Origin of the sequence: Kineococcus deserti (genome assembly GCF_050871945.1) — a bacterium.
Lineage (GTDB): Bacteria > Actinomycetota > Actinomycetes > Actinomycetales > Kineococcaceae > Kineococcus.
Genome location: NZ_JBJLSI010000015.1, coordinates 53,136 through 66,075, shown reverse-complemented (window position 1 = coordinate 66,075; position 12,940 = coordinate 53,136). Strand labels below are relative to the sequence as shown.

Below are 12,940 nucleotides of genomic sequence, written 5' to 3'. Positions count from 1 at the left end.
CATGCCCCTGAACCGCCGCACCGTCCTGCTCGCCGGCCTGGGCGGCGTCGCCGCCCTGTCGGCCTGCGGTTCCGAGGACGAGGCCCCTGCCGCCCAGGACCCCACCTCGGGCGCGGGCGAGGCGTTCCCCGCGACCGTCGGCACGAAGTTCGGGGACGTCGTCGTCGAGAGCGCCCCGACGCGGGTCGTCGCCCTCGGCTGGGGCGATGCGGAGACCGCCCTCGCGCTCGGGGTGCAACCTGTGGGCGCCTCGGACTGGCTGGCCTTCGGCGGCGAGGGCGTCGGCCCCTGGGCCGAAGGTCTGTACGACCAGGCGCCCGAGATCGTCGGAACCCTGGAACCGTCCTACGAGGCCATCGCCGCCCTGCGACCGGACCTGATCCTGGACGTGAAGAGTTCCGGCGACCAGGAGCGGTACGACAAGCTCAGCCAGATCGCCACCACCGTCGGGGTGCCCGAGGGCGGGGACTCCTACCTCATCACGACCCAGGCGCAGGTGACGATGATCGCCACGGCACTCGGCAGGCTCCCCGAGGGCCAGGCCCTGCTCGACGGGATCGACCAGGCGTTCGCGGCCGCTGCGGAGGCCCACCCGCAGTGGGCCGGCAAGACCGCCACCGCCGCCTCCCGGACCAGCCGGGGCTGGGGCGCCTACGTCGAGGGCAGCGAACGCGTCGGCTTCCTGGAGAACCTCGGTTTCGTCCAGAACCCCGCGGTGGCCGCCCTGCCCGTGGGCGAGACGGGTTTCTCGATCGACATCTCGGCCGAGGAACTCCCCGTCGTCGACGGCGACCTCGTCGTCGTGTTCCCGATCGGGGTCGACGCCGCCGACATCACCTCGGACCCGGTGTGGCAGGCGGTTCCCGCCGTCGCCGACGGACGGGCGATCGTGCTGGAACGCGACGTCTCCTCGGCGTACTCCCTGGCCGGGGCGCTGTCGACGAAGTACGCGCTGGAGAAGATGGTCCCGCTGCTGGAACAGGCCCTGCCGGCCTGACCCGAACTCCCCGGACGACGCGGGTCAGGCCGACCCCCGCGGGGTGAACACGTGGCGCACGTGCCGCACCTCGGGTTCGGCCGGCCCGGCGGGGTCCAGCGCGGCGACGGCGAGGTCGACGGCCTGCCGGGCCACCTCGGCCATGTCCACGGCCAGCGTCGTCAACTGCGGCGTGACGAACGTCCCCAGCGACAGACCGTCGATGCCGACGAGCCGGACGTCGGCGGGCACGGAGATCCCGCGCTCGGTGAACGTGGCCAGCGCACCGACGGCGAGGATGTCGTTCCAGGCGAACACCGCGTCCGGCAGCCCTTCCTCGACCAGCCGACGGGTCACCGCCCGTCCCGCCTCGACCTCCTGGGCACCGGCGTTGACGATCCGCGCCCGGACGCCCACCTGGCCCAGCGCGGCCTCGACGGCCCGCGCGCGCTCGCTGACCTTCCCCTGCACGTCCCCGTCGACGACGACGACGTCGCGCACGCCGACCGCGGCGAGGTGGGCGGCCGCCTCCCGCATCGCCGGACGCGGGTCCAGCCGCACCGCGCTGGTCCGCGGCAGCAACCCGTCGACCGGCGGGTCGACGCTCACCACGGTCATGCCGGCCAGGGGTTCGGCCCAGGTGCCGGCCCGCCCCAGGTAGCCGATGACCGCGTCGACCTGACTGGCCAGGCCGGTGAGGACCCGGTCGCGGTCCTGCGCGTGCACCGTGTCGACCAGGACGACGTTCCAGCCCAGGCTGCCGGCGTACCGGACCAGCGCCGCCGCGAACTCGGGGTAGTAGGGGTTCGTCAGGTCGGCCACGACCAGCCCGAGCGTGTCGTGCGTCGCCCGCGCCAGCCCGCGCCCGAAACGGGAGGGCCGGTAGTGCAGGTCCTTCGCGGCGGCCAGCACGCGGGACTTGGTGACGGCGCTGATCCCGACCATGTCGTTCATGGCCCGGGTCACCGTCTGGCGGGACACCCCGGCCGCGCGCGCGACGTCCTCGATGGTGGTTCCGGCCCGCCCGCCCCGCCGGTCGCGCCGGACCACCTCGTCGATCCTGACGTCCTCGACCCGGGACCCGTCCTGGTCAGCCGTCACGCCCGCTCCCTCCGCCGCACTGCACCGGCACGCCTCGTCGCCTGCCCCGACAGCTCCCCGTCACGGTGGCACGGTCTTACCACTCGGTGAGCGCTCACGACAGCCCCGCCCGGAGTCGGCGCCGGAAAACCGTGCGCGCCGGTCGCTCCGCCGTCCTGCCCGCCGGAGCTACCGTCAGCGGGTGGACGTCCTGCGCTACGCCGCCTTCACCGACCACCCCGCGGGTGGGAACCCGGCCGGGATCGTGCTCGACGCGGCCGGCGCCTCCGCCGAGGCCATGCTCGCGGTGGCGGCCGACGTCGGGTACGCCGAGACGGCGTTCGTCACCTCCGGTCCCACCGGTCGCCGGGTCGCCCTGCGCTACTTCTCCCCGCACGCCGAGGTGCCCTTCTGCGGGCACGCCACCGTCGCCACGGCCGTCGCCCTGGCCGAGCGGCACGGGCCGGGCGTCTTCACGTTCGACACCCCCGTCGGCCCCGTCGAGCTGGTGACCGCCGACGGCTCCGCGTCCTTCACCAGCGTGACCCCGCAGGTGGGCGAGCTGCCCGGCCCGGTGCTCGACGAGCTCCTGGAGCTCACCGGACTGCACCACGACGACCTCGACGAGCTGCACCCGCCGCGGATCGCCGCGGCCGGCAACCCGCACCCCGTCCTCGTCGTCCGCGACGCCGAGCGCTTCGACGGCTTCACCTTCGATCCGCGGGCGGCCCGCCGGCTGCTGCAGGCGCACGGCTGGCCGGCGACCATCACCGTCGCCCACCGACGGGAACCGCTGGTGTTCGAGGCGCGCAACATCTTCCCCGTCGGCTCGATCACCGAGGACCCGGCCACCGGGTCGGCCGCGGCCGCCTTCGGCGGGTACCTGCGCGCGCTGGGGCTGGTGCGTCCGCCGGTGCGGCTGACCGTCCACCAGGGCCGGCACGTGGGGCGTCCCGGCGTGCTCGTCGTGGACGTTCCCGAGCACGGCGGGATCGTCGTCACGGGCACCGCCGTGCCCATCGGCTGAGCTCCCCCGCCGTCAGCGCGTTCCTTGACAGCGTCCGTCACCTGGTGGCACCGTCTTTCCACTCCGTGAGCGCTCACGGGGAGCACGGCTCGTGACTCGACGAAGAGAGTGGGCTGGTCGGTTTGCACGTCACGTCTTCCCCGCCGGGGCGGTCCCCCGGTCGGTCGATCTCCCGGCGCAGGGCGCTGCAGGCCGGGTTGGCCGGCGCCGCCGGCATCCCGCTGGGCGCGGGCCTGGCCGGCTGCGGTTCGGGTACGTCCATCTCGAGCGACCCCGACGAACTGGTCCTGTGGTACTGGAACCGATCGATCGCCCCCAGCCTGCTGGAGAAGGCGGCCCAGGAGATCCCCGGGACCACGCGCCGGCTGCGCGCCGACGTCATCGGCGGCGCGTTCGACAACAAGCTGCGGACGGGTTTCGCCGCGCAGGCCTACATCCCGGACATCACCGCGGTGAACTCCAACGCCGCCCTGTACTTCCCCAGCGAGGACCAGTTCGTCGACCTCGACGACTACGGCGCCGCGGACTACCGGGACGACTACTACGAGTGGAAGTGGAACCTCGGGCGCACCCCGAGCGGCCGCTTCCTGTTCTTCCCGATGGACACCGGTCCCACCGGGTTCTTCTACCGGGCCGACCTCTTCGCGCAGGCCGGCCTGCCCTCCGAGCCCGACGACGTGTCCGCCGCCGTCCGCACCTGGGACGAGTGGATCGAACTCGGCCGGCAGTTGCGCGAGACCAGCGACGTCGCGCTCATGGGCAACGCCGTCATGGTCTTCAACCAGTACGTGAACGCCAGTCCTGAACGCTACTTCGACAGCGACGACCAGCCCCTGTTCGAGAAGCCCGGCTCGGCGATCCGGACGGCGTGGGACACCGCGGTCAAGGCGATCCAGGCCGGGGTCACCCGCAACCTCCAGGTCGAGAACGAGCAGAACGCCGCGTGGAACAGCGGCAAGCTCGGTGGGCACATCGAGGGCGCGTGGTGGATGAAGGTCGCCACCGACACCACGCCGGACCTGGCGGGGTTGTGGCGCATCGCCCAGCAGCCGGGGCTGCCGGGCAACAGCGGCGGCTCCTTCCTCGCGGTGCCCAAGACGTCCAAGGACCCCGCGGCGGCGCTGGCGTTCGCGCGCTGGCTGACGCTGCCGGAGAACCAGGCCCAGTCCTACAACGAGGTCCAGCTGTTCCCCTCGGCCCCGGGCGCCTTCACCTCCGGGATGGCCGACTCGGGTGGCTTCTTCGGCGACCAGGACCCGCTGGCCTTCTTCAGCACGGCCGCGGAGAACGTCCCCACGACGTTCATCAGCACCTACGAGAAGCAGATCGAGTCGTTCCGCGACCAGCTCCGCGTCGTGGAGTCGGCCGGCAAGGACCCCGACCAGGCGTGGGACGAGGCCGTCGCCGCCGTCAACAAGATCCTCAAGAAGCGAGGGGTGATCTGATGGCCGTCACGACGCGGACGTCGGCGCCGCAGACGTCGACGCTCGAGCTCGGCAGGTCCCGGCGGCAGCGGATCGGCTCCTTCTGGCCGCAGTACGTCGCGGTCGCACCGTTCTACCTGCTGTTCCTCGTCTTCGGCGCCTTCCCGATCCTCTTCTCCGTCTACCTGTCGTTCACCGACTGGGACGGCATCGGCGACATCAAGTTCGTCGGCCTGCAGCAGTACGCCTACCTCCTCCAGGACACCCGCTTCTGGAACGCCGTCTCGAACACCCTCATCATCTGGGTGATCTCGACCGTCCCGATGCTCTTCCTCGCCCTGGTCATGGCGTTCCTGCTGCACCAGAACATCCGCTTCAAGAGCTTCTACCGGGTCGCGTTCTTCATCCCGAACGTCACCAGCATGGTCGCGATGGCCATCGTGTTCGGCTCGGTGTTCTCCGACAGCTTCGGCATCGTGAACTCCACGCTGACCGCTCTGGGGCTTCCGACGGTCGCGTGGCTGTCGACCGAGTGGGGCATCAAGATCACCATCGCGATGATGGTCATCTGGCGCTGGACGGGGTACAACGCGATCCTCTACCTGGCCGCCCTGCAGGCCGTGCCGAGCGAGTTGTACGACGCGGCCAAGGTCGACGGCGCCGGGTTCTGGCGGACGTTCTTCTCGGTCACCATCCCGATGCTGCGGCCGGTCATCCTCTTCACCGTCATCACGTCCACCATCGGCGGTCTCGGGTTGTTCACCGAACCGCAGATCCTGTTCGGAGCAGCCAACGGCAACGGCACCGTGGGTGGTGTCAACGAAGCCGGCATGACGATCGTCCTCTACCAGTACGACCAGTCGTTCAGCCAGCTCGACTTCGGCTACGGGTCGGCGATCGCGTGGGCACTGTTCTTCCTGGCGGCGATCTTCGCCATCATCAACTGGCGGCTGCTGCGGGACCGCGACGCCGTCCCGCGGGTCGCCCGCCGCAGCAAGGAGGTGGCCCGGTGAGCACGACTCCCGACGTCGTCCGCCCCTCGACGAGCCAGGCCCCGGTCGTCACCCTGAAACCCCGCCGCGGTCGCCAGGAGGTCACCGGCCGGGTCATCACCCACGCCTGCATCCTCGTCGGCGTGCTGCTGTCGCTGTTCCCGTTCTACTGGCTGCTGGTCATGTCCACCAGCACCACGGGACAGATCTTCGGCTACCCGCCGAACCTGCTCCCCAGCACGCACCTGCTGGAGAACCTGCGCAACGTCGTCGCGAACGTCGACCTGCTCGGGGCCCTCGTCAACTCGTTCGTCGTCGCGGGCTCCCTGGCGGTGCTGGTCGTCCTGCTGGACTCCCTGGCGGCGTTCGCGTTCGCGAAGTACCGGTTCCCCGGGCAGAACGTCCTGTTCGCGGTCCTGCTGGTGACGTTCCTCGTCCCCGGCAACATGTCGCTGGTGCCGAGCTTCGTGCTGATGTCGGAACTGGGCTGGATGGGCGACCTGCAGGCCCTCATCGTGCCGGGGGCGGCCAACGCGTTCGGCATCTTCCTGCTGCGGCAGTTCGCGCAGTCCTCGATCCCCGACGAGCTGATCGAGTCGGCCAAGCTCGACGGAGCCGGGTTCTTCCGGACGTGGTGGTCGATCGGCGTCCCGATGCTGCGCGGCGGGCTGGCCTTCCTGGGGATCTTCACCTTCGTCACCGCCTGGAACGACTACATCTGGCCGTTGGTCGTGCTCATCAACCCCGGACGGCAGACGCTGCAGACGGCGCTGGCCCAGATGAACTCCGTCTACACGACGGACTACGGGATGATCATGGCGGGGGCCGTCGTGAGCGTCGTCCCGCTGATCGGGATCTTCCTCATCGGCTCGCGGCACTTCATCGCCAACATCGCGGCCGGTGCCCTGAAGGGCTGACCCCTGCGGCGGTGGCCTCGCGGGTGTCCTCCCGCGAGGTCACCGCTGCGGCGCGTCCGGGCCCGGGCCACGCGGCTGCAGGTCGAGGACGGTGTCGATGCAGGTGCGGCGCAGCACCATCAGCGACTGCTCGCCGGCGCCGACCACCGTCACCCGGTGCGGGCGCGAGCCGGCCACGAGCGAACCGAGGAAGGCGCAGCAGCGACGCCCCGGGGCTGCAGGCGTGGATCCACCCTCCCACCTGCGCCCGGCGCGCCGCCGACCGCCTCGGCCACGGGGACCCCGCAGGACGGTCAGGAGGCGTGGACGCGGTTGCGTCCGGCGGCCTTGGCCGCGTACAGCCGCGCGTCGGCGGCCGCCAGCACCGACGCCTTGTCGCCACCGGGGGTGAGGGCGGCGACGCCGGCGCTGAGGGTGATCGACCGGCCGGGGGTGGTCGCCGACCAGTCGTGGTCCTGCACCGCGGTGCGCACCCGTTCGGCGACGTCGTGGGCGCACCGCTCCTCGTCGGTCACCAGGACGAGCAGGAACTCCTCCCCGCCCAGCCGGGCCGCGAAGGAGTCGGGAGCCGGAACCGCCGCCACGGCCTCCTCCAGGAGGCCGGCCAGGATCCGCAGGACCTCGTCCCCCACCTCGTGGGAGTAGGTGTCGTTGACGGCCTTGAAGTGGTCGAGGTCGAGGAGCACCGCGCAGACCTGCCGGCCCCCGGCGCGGAAGTCCTCGACGAGTTCGGGCAGCCGCTCGTCGACGAACAACCGGTTCCGCAGCCCGGTGAGCGGATCGCGCCGCGCCTGTTCCCGGTAGCGCGCCGCCTCCTGCCGGGCCACGTCCGTCTCGAACATCGCCTGGCGGGCCCGGGCCTGCGCCTCGCGCTGCTCGGACAGCAGGTCCTTGTCGGCGGCGTGGTAGGCCTTGTGCACCTCGAACGCGGCGCGGAAGTCGCCCAGGGCGGCGTGCACCTCGGCCTGCTCGGCCAGCAACTGCGTCCGGACGTCCGCGAACCCCTCCCCGGCGCACGCCGCCCGCGCCTGCTCCAGGGTCCGCGAGGCCGCGGCCGGATCCCCCAGCGTCCGCTGGGCGATGGCCAGGGTGAGCAGGTAGACGGCCACGTCCTCGGCGCTCTTGAGGTCCATCTGCGCACTGGTGTCCACCGCGGCCCGGGCCGTCCGCTCGGCCAGGTGCGGTTCCCCGCACAGCAGGTGGATCCGCGCGACGGTGTCGAGGGTGTTCGCGTTCAGCGGCCGGTCGTAGCGTTCGCTGAGCTCGTGCAGGAGCGCCATCTCCCGCCGCGCGGCCTCGACGTCGCCGCGCTCGAGCTCGCAGTAGGCGCGGTTGTTGACCAGCAGCAGGTGCAGCTGCCCGTCGCCCTCGGCCAGCACCTCGGCCCGCCGGTACCAGGACCGGGAGTCCTCGTGGGCGCCGAGTTCGTCGAGGAGGTCGGCGACCTTGACCAGGACGCGCACCCGCACGCGCACCGGGACGCCGTCGTCGCAGCCGGCGGCCGCGTCCAGGGCGTGCTCCAGCGCGGTGGGACGGTCGCCGAGGCCGGTGAAGACCCGCGCCAGCACCCAGGACGCGCGGACGGTCACCTCGCGGGGCAGGTCCGCGTGCTCCTGACGCAACCGGGCGACGAGCGCCGCGGCACCCGCCCCGTCACCGATGCGCTGCACGGCCTCGGCCTCCCGGACGCGCGCGCAGGCGACGGCGTCGGGGACACCGGCGACGTCCGCACGCCCCGCCAGGGCGCGGGCCACCCGGGCCGCGCGGGCGGGATCGGAGCCGACCAGCTCCTCGATCTCGTCGAGCTCGCGCCCCAGTCGCCGCAGGACGAGACTCGCGGCGGCGTCCCGCGTGCGGCCGTGCGCGGGGTCCTGCGGGTGCCCGTCCACCACGTGCACCACCGCCGATCCCTCACGACCCCGGAGCAGGGTCCTCGACGTCGGTGTCGGCAGCTGCGGCGCCGGGCTTGAGGTCAGCCGGTCACCAGCTGCAGGCGCCGCGACTGGTCCGAGGCGAACTTGCGCTCGGGGTCGACCTCGTCACGGACCTTGCGCCACGCGGGCAGCTGCGGGTACATGCGGGCGAACCGGTCGGCCGTCGTCCGCGAGTCCTTGGCCAGGTACAGCCGGCCCCCGGCGTCCAGCACCATCTCGTCGAGCAGGTTGCACAGCTGGTCCAGGCCCTTCTTGACCGGCAGGTCGACCGCGAGGGTCCAGCCGCGGGTGGGGAAGGACAGCGGGGCGTCGTTGGCGTCGCCGAACCGCTTGAGGACGTTGAGCGCCGAGATGTGCCCCGACTCCACGATGGCCTCCATGCTCGACTTCAGCAGGTCGGTCCGCTCGAAGGGCACGACGAACTGGTACTGCAGGAAGCCGTTGGGGCCGTAGGCCCGGTTCCAGTCCGCGAACAGGTCCAGCAGGTGGTAGAACTGCGTGATGTTCTGCACCACACCGGACTTGGTCTTCGACTTCCGGTAGTAGAACTCGTTGAGCGCCTTGGCGGACAGCCGGTTCAGCATCCCGGACGGGAACAGGTCGGGGAAGCTCGCCAGCTGCGGCGCGTCGAACTTCAGCGGGTCCTTGCGCAGTTCCGGCGGCAGGTCGGACAGCTTCGCCGAGGACCCGCGCAGCAGGAAGCCGCGCCCCATGTGCCTGCCCGTGGTGACCGAGTCGAACCACGTCTTGGAGTACGTGTAGTTCTCGTCGTTCTTCTGCAGCCGTTCGAGCATGTCGTCGAAGTCGGGCGTCTGCTCGACGTCGGCGATGAAGTAGGACGTCTCGACGCGGTCCAGGCGGATCTTGGCGCGCAGGACGATGCCGGTCAGGCCCATGCCGCCGGTGGTGGCCAGGAACAGCTCGCGGTCCGGCCCGTCCGGGGTCAGGGTGCGGACCTGCCCGTCGGCGGTCAGCAGGTCCAGGGACAGGACGTGCCGGGTGAAGGTGCCCTGGGTGTGGTGGTTGCCGCCGTGGATGTCCGCGCCGATCGCGCCGCCGACGGTGACCTGCCGCGTGCCGGGCAGGACCGGGACCCACAGGCCGTGCGGCACGACGGCGCGCAGCAGCTTGTCGAGGGAGCAGCCCGCGTCGACGTCGGCGGTCGCGGCGTCGACGTCGATGTCGTGGATGCGGTTCAGCGCCGTCATGTCGACGACGAGCCCGCCGGCGTTCTGCGCGGGGTCGCCGTAGGAGCGGCCCAGACCGCGCGCGATGATCCCGCGGGGGCCGGCCGTGCGGACGGCCTCGGCGATGACGTCCAGGTCGTCGGTGTGCAGGACCGTCGCCGTCGTGGGGGCGGTGCGGCCCCAGCCCGTCAGGCGCTGCGTGCTGCGGACGGTGTCGGTCGCCGGACGAGGCTTCAGGACAGGGATGCTCACCACGGACGGGAGCCTAACCGGCGGTGACGACAGTTCCACCGGACGGCGGCTGAAGTCGAGGACGGTGCCCGCCGATCTCCTACCGTGCCGTCCGATTCCCCGTCGCTGCGGCCGACGGTCCTGGCGGTCGTCGGCGGGCTGCTCTGCGTCCTGATCGGCTCCCTGCCCGCGCCGGGCACCGACGCGAACACGATCGCCTACCTGCTGCCGCTCGTGTACGCGACCGTGGTGATGAGCGTCGCCGTCGTCCGCATCCCCGCCGGCTTCCGGCGACCGTGGTGGTGGCTGCTGGTCTCCCAGGGGCTGTACCTGTCGGGTGAACTCCTCTTCGCCCGGCTCACGCTGAACGGTGACGAGTCGTGGCCGACGGTCGCGGACCTGTGCTACCTCCTCGCCTACGCACCGGTCGCGGTGGGCCTGCTGTCGCTGAACCGGCAGCGCAGCACGGGGAACTACCGCGGCAGCCTGCTCGACGCGGGCATCCTGTCGCTGAGCGCGGCCACGCTCTTCGGGACCTTCGTGGTCCTGCCCGTCGCCCAGGACAGCACCCAGCCGCTGCTCACCCGCACCGTCAGCTCGGCGTACCCGGTGTGCGACGTGCTGCTCATCTTCCTGGTGGCCCGCCTGGTGACGGGGCCGGGCAGCCGCCCGCCGGCCTTCTGGCTGCTGGTGCTGGGCACCTCGTGCACGATCGTCGCGGACGTCGCCTTCAACCTGCAGCAGCTGACCACCGCGGGGAACGACTCGGACCGCGGGCTGAACGCCCTGTGGTTGCTGTACTACGTCGGGTTCGCGGCCGCGGCGGTCAACGCTCGTCACCCCTGGCACCGGCAGCCGACCACCGAAGCCACCGGGGGGCTGACGGCCGCACGCCTGCTCGTGCTGGCCGTGGCCGCCGTGCTGCCCTCGGCCGTGCTGACGGTCATGGCGCTGCTGCGGCAGACCGTCCCGGTCGCCTGGCTGGCGGCCGGGTCGGTGGCGCTCGTCGCGCTGGTCGTCGCCCGGATCTGGGACCTGCTGCAGCGGTTGCGCTCGCAGTCGCGCCAGCTGGAGTCGATGGCGCGGACCGACCCGCTGACCGGCCTCCCCAACCGGCGCACCCTCGAACACGAACTCGCCCGTGCCTGCCGGTCCGGCCGCGGCGACGACGTGTTCGTCGCGATGGTGGACCTGGACCACTTCAAGGCCTACAACGACAGCCGCGGCCACCAGGCGGGTGACGGCCTGCTCACGGCCGCCACCGCCGCCTGGGCGCTGAGCCTGCGGCCGGACGGCTTCCTCGCCCGGTGGGGCGGTGAGGAGTTCGTCGTGGTCGTCCGCGGCGCCGAGCCGGACGCCCTGGCCCGCCTCGACGCACTGCGCGCGGTGGTGCCCGACGGGCAGACGTGCTCGATCGGCGTGGCCCGGTGGCGGCGGGACGAGACGCCCGACGAGACGTTGCGGCGGGCCGACGAGGCGCTGTACGCCGCCAAGGCCGCAGGACGCGACCGGCTGCGGCTGGCGCCCCCGACGCTCCCCTCCGGCACCGGGCCCCAGCCCGTGGCGTGACGGGCCCTTCGACCTCGCGGAAACAACAGTCTCCGTCGCCTGAGCGCGGCTCGGGCGACGGAGACTGTTGTTTCCGCGAGGTCGAAGGGCTCACACGAAGGGGCGACCGGCGACCGGGTGGCAGACTCGGCGCGTGACCGCACGCACCCGTTCCGAAGTGGCTCGCCTCGTCGACCACACGCTGCTCAAGCCCGAGGCCACGGCCGCCGACGTCGCGGCGCTCGCCGCCGAGGCGCGCGAGCTGGGCGTCCTGGCGATCTGCGTGTCCCCGAACATGCTCGCCGTCGACGGGACCGACCTCGTCGTCGCGACCGTCTGCGGCTTCCCCTCCGGCAAGCACACGAGCGCCGTCAAGGCCGCCGAGGCCGCGGCCGCCGTGCAGGCCGGCGCTCACGAGGTCGACATGGTCATCGACGTCGGCGCCGCACTGGCCGGCGACTTCGACGCCGTCCGCGACGACATCGCCGCGGTCCGCACGGCCGTCCCGTCCCCGACCGTGCTCAAGGTCATCGTCGAGTCCGCGGCCCTGCCCGACGACGCGCTGGTGGCCGTGTGCCGCGCCGCGGAGGCGGCCGGCGCCGACTTCGTCAAGACGTCGACCGGTTTCCACCCCACCGGCGGCGCGACCGTGCACGCCATCGAGGTCATGCACGCGACCGTCGGCGGACGGCTGGGCATCAAGGCCAGCGGCGGCATCCGCACCACCGAGGTGGCCCTGGCCATGCTCGACGCCGGCGCCACCCGCCTGGGGCTGTCCGGTTCGGCGACCGTGCTCGCCGGGCTGTCGGACTGAGCGGGCCGGAGGTGGAGGGGAACGCGATGAGCGAGGTCGACGGCATCGAGTGCTGGCTGACCGACATGGACGGCGTGCTCGTGCACGAGGAGCACGCCCTGCCCGGGGCCGCGGAGTTCCTGCAGCGGCTGGCCGACTCCAGCCGGCGGTTCCTGGTCCTGACGAACAACTCCATCTTCACCCCGCGCGACCTCGCCGCCCGGTTGTCGCGCAGCGGCATCGAGGTCCCCGAGGAGAACATCTGGACCTCGGCGCTGGCCACGGCCGACTTCCTGGCCCGGCAGATGCCGGGCGGCTCGGCGTACGTCATCGGTGAGGCGGGGTTGACGACGGCCCTGCACGAGGCCGGTTTCGTCATGACCGACACCGCCCCCGACTACGTGGTGCTCGGCGAGACCCGCACGTACTCGTTCGAGGCGATCACCAAGGCGATCCGGCTCGTCGAGGCCGGCGCGCGGTTCATCGCCACGAACCCCGACGCCACCGGCCCCTCGAAGGAGGGGTCGTTGCCGGCGACGGGGTCCGTGGCGGCGCTGATCACCCGGGCCACGGGCGCCGAACCGTACTTCGTCGGCAAGCCCAACCCGATGATGTTCCGCTCGGCGATGAACCGGATCGAGGCCCACTCGGAGACGACCGCGATGATCGGCGACCGGATGGACACCGACGTCGTGGCCGGGATCGAGGCCGGTCTGCGGACGTTCCTCGTCCTGACCGGTTCGACCAAGCGCGAGCAGGTGCGGCGGTTCCCGTTCCAGCCCCACAGGATCGTCGACGGGATCGGGGATCTCGTCGACCTCGTCTGAGGAG

Annotated in this window: 12 protein-coding genes; 8 read left to right on the top strand and 4 right to left on the bottom strand. The window is 72.1% G+C overall.

The annotated features are described in order from the left end of the window. The first annotated feature begins 1 nt into the window (after position 1). Positions 2–997 (top strand): iron-siderophore ABC transporter substrate-binding protein, encoded by a 996-nt coding sequence (locus ACRYR2_RS13305; protein ID WP_432563348.1) that lies wholly within the window; start codon positions 2–4, stop codon positions 995–997. Between the two features lie 24 nt (positions 998–1,021). On the opposite strand, the gene ACRYR2_RS13300 is transcribed toward ACRYR2_RS13305, so the two are convergent. Continuing rightward, positions 1,022–2,077, bottom strand: coding sequence for a LacI family DNA-binding transcriptional regulator (locus ACRYR2_RS13300; protein WP_432563347.1), 1,056 nt, complete (start codon positions 2,075–2,077; stop codon positions 1,022–1,024). A 181-nt stretch (positions 2,078–2,258) separates the two neighbouring features. Between ACRYR2_RS13300 and ACRYR2_RS13295 the strand changes: the two genes are divergently transcribed. From ACRYR2_RS13295 to ACRYR2_RS13280, 4 genes are all read left to right on the top strand, one after another. Further along, positions 2,259–3,083, top strand: a complete 825-nt coding sequence (locus tag ACRYR2_RS13295) for a PhzF family phenazine biosynthesis protein (protein ID WP_432563346.1) — start codon at positions 2,259–2,261, stop codon at positions 3,081–3,083. A 122-nt stretch (positions 3,084–3,205) separates the two neighbouring features. After that, positions 3,206–4,528 (top strand): ABC transporter substrate-binding protein, encoded by a 1,323-nt coding sequence (locus ACRYR2_RS13290; RefSeq protein WP_432563345.1) that lies wholly within the window; start codon positions 3,206–3,208, stop codon positions 4,526–4,528. Further along, positions 4,528–5,520 carry a carbohydrate ABC transporter permease gene (locus tag ACRYR2_RS13285; RefSeq protein WP_432563344.1) on the top strand — a complete coding sequence of 331 codons (993 nt, stop codon included), beginning with the start codon at positions 4,528–4,530 and terminating at the stop codon, positions 5,518–5,520. The genes ACRYR2_RS13290 and ACRYR2_RS13285 overlap by 1 nt, the downstream gene beginning before the upstream one ends. Next, positions 5,517–6,416, top strand: coding sequence for a carbohydrate ABC transporter permease (locus tag ACRYR2_RS13280; RefSeq protein ID WP_432563343.1), 900 nt, complete (start codon positions 5,517–5,519; stop codon positions 6,414–6,416). The genes ACRYR2_RS13285 and ACRYR2_RS13280 overlap by 4 nt, the downstream gene beginning before the upstream one ends. Before the next feature lie 39 nt (positions 6,417–6,455). Here ACRYR2_RS13280 and ACRYR2_RS13275 read toward each other — a convergent pair whose 3' ends face one another. From ACRYR2_RS13275 to ACRYR2_RS13265, 3 genes are all read right to left on the bottom strand, one after another. After that, on the bottom strand, positions 6,456–6,593 hold the full coding sequence (locus ACRYR2_RS13275; RefSeq protein WP_432563342.1) for a hypothetical protein: 138 nt from the start codon (positions 6,591–6,593) through the stop codon (positions 6,456–6,458). A gap of 116 nt (positions 6,594–6,709) precedes the next feature. Beyond that, positions 6,710–8,317: a tetratricopeptide repeat-containing diguanylate cyclase gene (locus ACRYR2_RS13270; protein WP_432563341.1), complete on the bottom strand. Its 1,608-nt coding sequence runs from the start codon at positions 8,315–8,317 to the stop codon at positions 6,710–6,712. Between the two features lie 71 nt (positions 8,318–8,388). Continuing rightward, the gene (locus tag ACRYR2_RS13265) at positions 8,389–9,783 is read right to left on the bottom strand and encodes an FAD-binding protein (protein WP_432563389.1); all 1,395 of its coding nucleotides are present in this window, start codon (positions 9,781–9,783) and stop codon (positions 8,389–8,391) included. A gap of 90 nt (positions 9,784–9,873) precedes the next feature. Between ACRYR2_RS13265 and ACRYR2_RS13260 the strand changes: the two genes are divergently transcribed. The 3 genes from ACRYR2_RS13260 (at position 9,874) to ACRYR2_RS13250 (ending at position 12,936) form a co-directional block, all read left to right on the top strand. Continuing rightward, positions 9,874–11,337, top strand: a complete 1,464-nt coding sequence (locus ACRYR2_RS13260) for a GGDEF domain-containing protein (RefSeq protein WP_432563340.1) — start codon at positions 9,874–9,876, stop codon at positions 11,335–11,337. A 133-nt stretch (positions 11,338–11,470) separates the two neighbouring features. Further along, positions 11,471–12,130 (top strand): deoxyribose-phosphate aldolase, encoded by a 660-nt coding sequence (gene deoC, locus ACRYR2_RS13255; protein ID WP_432563339.1) that lies wholly within the window; start codon positions 11,471–11,473, stop codon positions 12,128–12,130. A 26-nt stretch (positions 12,131–12,156) separates the two neighbouring features. Further along, positions 12,157–12,936: an HAD-IIA family hydrolase gene (locus tag ACRYR2_RS13250; protein WP_432563338.1), complete on the top strand. Its 780-nt coding sequence runs from the start codon at positions 12,157–12,159 to the stop codon at positions 12,934–12,936. The last annotated feature ends 4 nt before the right edge of the window (positions 12,937–12,940 follow it).